The following is a 3,957-nucleotide window of genomic DNA, read 5'->3' as shown; positions in this document are numbered from 1 at the left end:
AAGGTAATCCGGACGGACACCCCACGACTCGACCAGCCGGAACAACGCCACCTCGACCGCGAACAGCGCGGGCTGCGCCCACCCGGTGTTCTTCAACGCCTCCGCGTCCGTGAACATCACCTCGCGCAGCGACCGGTCCAGCAGCCCGTCGAAGTGCGCGCACACCTCGTCCAGCGCGTCCGCGAACACCGGGTGGGCCGCCGCCAGCTCCCGGCCCATGCCGACGCGCTGACCGCCCTGGCCGGAGAAAACGAAGCCGGTCAGGCCGTCACCGGCCGTCGCCGTCACCGTGCCCGGCGTCGGCTCACCGGCAGCCAACGCCCCCAGTCCTGCGAGGAGTTCGTCCGCGTCGCCGCCGAGTACGACCGCCCGGTGTTCCAGGGCCGCACGGGTCGTCGCCAGGGACACACCCACGTCCGCCGCGCCCGACTCCGCGACCCCGGTCCGCAGCCGGCCGGCCTGGGCCACGACGCCCTCGCGGGTCCGGGCCGAGACCAGCCACGGCACGACCGGCAGCGGGGCCTCGTCCCGGACGGGTTCCGGTTCGGCGGGCGCCTCTTCGAGGATCACGTGCGCGTTGGTGCCGCTGATGCCGAAGGCGGAGACACCGGCCCGCCTCGGCCGGTCGCCCGCGGGCCAATCGCGCGCCTCCGCAAGCAGTTCGACCGCGCCCGCCGACCAGTCCACGTGCGACGACGGCGTACCGACGTGCAAGGACCGCGGCAGGGTCTCGTGGCGCATCGCGAGGACCATCTTCATGATGCCCGCGACGCCTGCGGCGGCCTGTGTGTGGCCGAGGTTCGACTTCACCGAACCCAGCCACAGCGGCCGGTCGTCGGGCCGGTCCTGCCCGTAGGTGGCGAGCAGCGCCTGCGCCTCGATCGGGTCGCCCAGCCTGGTGCCCGTGCCGTGCGCCTCCACCGCGTCGACCTCGGCGGCCGAGACGCCGGCCGTGGCCAGCGCCTGCCGGATGACGCGCTGCTGGGCGGGGCCGCTGGGCGCGCTCAGGCCGTTCGACGCGCCGTCCTGGTTGGTGGCGGTGCCGCGCACCACGGCCAGCACCCGGTGGCCGTTGCGCCGGGCGTCCGAGAGCCGTTCCAGGACGAGCACCCCCGCACCCTCGCCCCAGCCGGTGCCGTCGGCGTCCTCGGAGAACGCCTTGCAGCGGCCGTCGGTCGCCAGACCGCCCTGGCGGCTGAACTCGGTGAAGCTGTCGGGTGTGACCAGCACGGCCACACCGCCCGCGAGGGCCATCGTGGACTCGCCGGAGCGCAGCGACTGGGCCGCCCAGTGCAGCGCGACCAAGGAGGAGGAGCAGGCGGTGTCGAGGGTGACCGCCGGGCCCTCAAGCCCGAGGGTGTAGGCGACCCGGCCCGAGACGACGCTCGTGGCGTTGCCGACGAGGAGGTGCCCCTTGACCTCTTCGGGGACGGACGGCAGCCCGGTGCCGTATCCCATGCCGTTGCAGCCGATGAAGACGCCCGTACGGCTGCCGCGCACCGACGACGGGTCGATGCCGGCGTGTTCGAAGGCCTCCCAGGCCGTTTCGAGCAGCAGCCGCTGCTGCGGGTCGGTGGCCAGCGCCTCGCGCGGGCTCATGCCGAAGAAGCCGGCGTCGAAGTCGATCGCGTCGTGGACGAATCCGCCCTCGCGGACCCCGCCGATGTCGGACGGCCAGCCCCGGTCGGACGGCAGCGGCGACAGCGCGTCCGTACCGGCGGCAAGCAGCGCCCAGAAGTCCTCGGGCGAGCGGATGTCGCCCGGGTAGCGGCAGCCCATGCCGACGATGGCGATCGGCTCGTCGGCCGCCGCCCGGCCGCCGGCCGGTGTGCCGGTGTCCTGTGCGGCGCTCACGTCGCCGACGAGTTCCGTGTGGAGGAAGGAGGCGAGCAGCCGGGGCCGGGCGTGGTCGAAGACCAGGGTGGCGGGGAGCCGGAGGCCGGTGGCGGCGTTGAGCCGGTTGCGCAGTTCCAGGGCGGTGAGCGAGTCGAAGCCGAGCTCGCGGAAGGCACGGTCCTGCTCGATGGCATCACCGTTCGCGTGGCCGAGCACCGCGGCGGCGTGGGCGCGCACGAGGTCCAGCAGTTCGCGCTGCTGCTCGGCCGGGGTCAGGGTGGCCAGCCGGCGGCGCAGTGTGTCGTCGGCCCGGTCCTCTCCCGTCTCCGGCTGCCCGGCCGCCAGGGCCTTCGCGGCCTCGGGGAGTTCGTCGAGCAGCGGGCGGGGGCGGGCCGAGGCGAAGGCGGGGGCGAACCGCTCCCAGTCCATGTCGGCCACGACCGCGGCGGTCTCCTCGCGCTCGACGGCGGCGCGCAGCGCGGCGAAGGCGGAGGCGGGCGGCATCGGCCGGATGCCCCGGGCGCCCAGGTGGCGCGCCATGGTGTCGTCGGCCGCCATGCCCGCGCCGCCCCAGGCGCCCCAGGCGACAGATGTCGCGACCCGGCCGCGCGAGCGCCGGTCGTGGGCGAGCGCGTCGAGGTGCGCGTTGGCAGCCGCGTAGACCGCCTGGCCGCCGCTGCCCCAGACACCCGCGCTGGAGGAGAACAGCACGAACGCGTCCAGCGGCCGGTCACCGAGCAGGTCGTCCAGGTGGGTGGCGCCGAGCGTCTTCGCCGCCAGGACGTCCGCGAGGTCCGTGGGGCCGTGCTCGGCCAGCGGTGCGAACTCACCGACACCCGCCGCGTGCACGACCGCCGTCAGCGGATGCGCGTCGGGCACCAGGTCCAGCACCCGGGCGAGAGCCGTACGGTCCGCGACATCGCAGGCGGCGAGCGTGACGCCCACGCCCTGCGCGGTCAGCTCGTCCCGCAGTTCCGCCGCCCCGGGCGCCTCGGCACCGCGCCGGCCGGCCAGGATCAGGTGGTCGATGCCCTCGGCCGCGAGCCACCGGGCGAGTTCCGCGCCGATCCCGCCGGTACCGCCGGTCACCAGCGCGGTGCCGTGCGGCCGCCAGCGGAAGGCTCGTGCGTCCTCGGGCCTGGCGTGCACGAGGCGCCGTACGAAGGAGCCGGACGCGCGCACCGCGATCTGGTCCTCGGAGCCGTCGGCCAGCGCGGCGGCGAGCCGCTCGGCGCCCCGGGCGTCGAGGAGTTCGGGCAGGTCGACCAGCCCGCCCCAGCGGTCCGGGTGCTCAAGTCCGACGACCCGGCCGAGCCCCCAGACGGCTGCCTGCCGCACGCTGCGCTGCGGGTCGGACGAACCGATGCCGACCGCGCCGCGCGTGGCGAGCCACAGCGGTGCGGCGATGTCCGCGTCACCGAGCGCCTGGACCAGCGCGACCGTGGCCGCAAGACCGGCCGGCACGGCGGGCTGCCCGGGGAGCGGGCGTTCGTCGAGCGCCACGAGGGACAGCACCCCGGCCGGCTCCGGCACGAGGGCGCGCAGCCGCTCGGCGATGACCTGCCGTTCGGCACCGTCGTCCGCCTGCACCAGGGTGTGGACGTCGGCCCCGTGCGTACGCAGGGCTTCGAGGAGCGCGGCGGTGTGCTCGGTGCCGGCCTCACTCTCCGGCAGGACCACCAGCCACGACCCGGTCAGTTCGGGCCGCCCGTCGCCGGTGCGCCAGGGGCGCCACTTCACCTCGTAGCGCCAGGAGTCGGTGGTGTCCTGCTCACGCTGCTTGCGCCGCCAGTCGGCGAGCGCGGGCAGCAGCGGCCCGATGACGGCCGCCTCGGCGTCCAGCGTGCCGGCCAGCGCGTCCGTGTCGGCCCGCTCGACGGCCGCCCAGAACTCCCGGTCGGCGGCTGTTCCCTCGGCGGTGCCGGCGGAGTCCTCGGTGCTGAACTCCGGCCAGTACGGCTGGCGTTGGAAGGCGTACGTGGGCAGGTCGACGAGGCCGGGACGGGCCTCGGGGAAGGCGGCCGTCCAGTCGACGTCCACGCCGTTGACCCACAGCTCGGCGACTCCGGCCAGGAACCGGTCCAGGCCACCGTCGTCACGCCGCAGCGAACCGGTGACCAC

General features: G+C 75.4%; 1 protein-coding gene. It reads right to left on the bottom strand.

Annotation, left to right across the window (positions count from 1 at the left end; all coding sequences use genetic code 11):
• Window positions 1-3,957, bottom strand: a 3,957-nt coding sequence (locus B082_RS37090; RefSeq protein ID WP_018555734.1) for a type I polyketide synthase, incomplete at both ends; no start/stop codon positions are given.

It is taken from the genome of Streptomyces sp. ATexAB-D23 (genome assembly GCF_000373645.1).
Classification (GTDB): domain Bacteria; phylum Actinomycetota; class Actinomycetes; order Streptomycetales; family Streptomycetaceae; genus Streptomyces; species Streptomyces castrisilvae.
The sequence above is the reverse complement of the archived record's forward strand: the minus strand, read 5'-3'. Positions and strand labels throughout refer to the sequence as shown.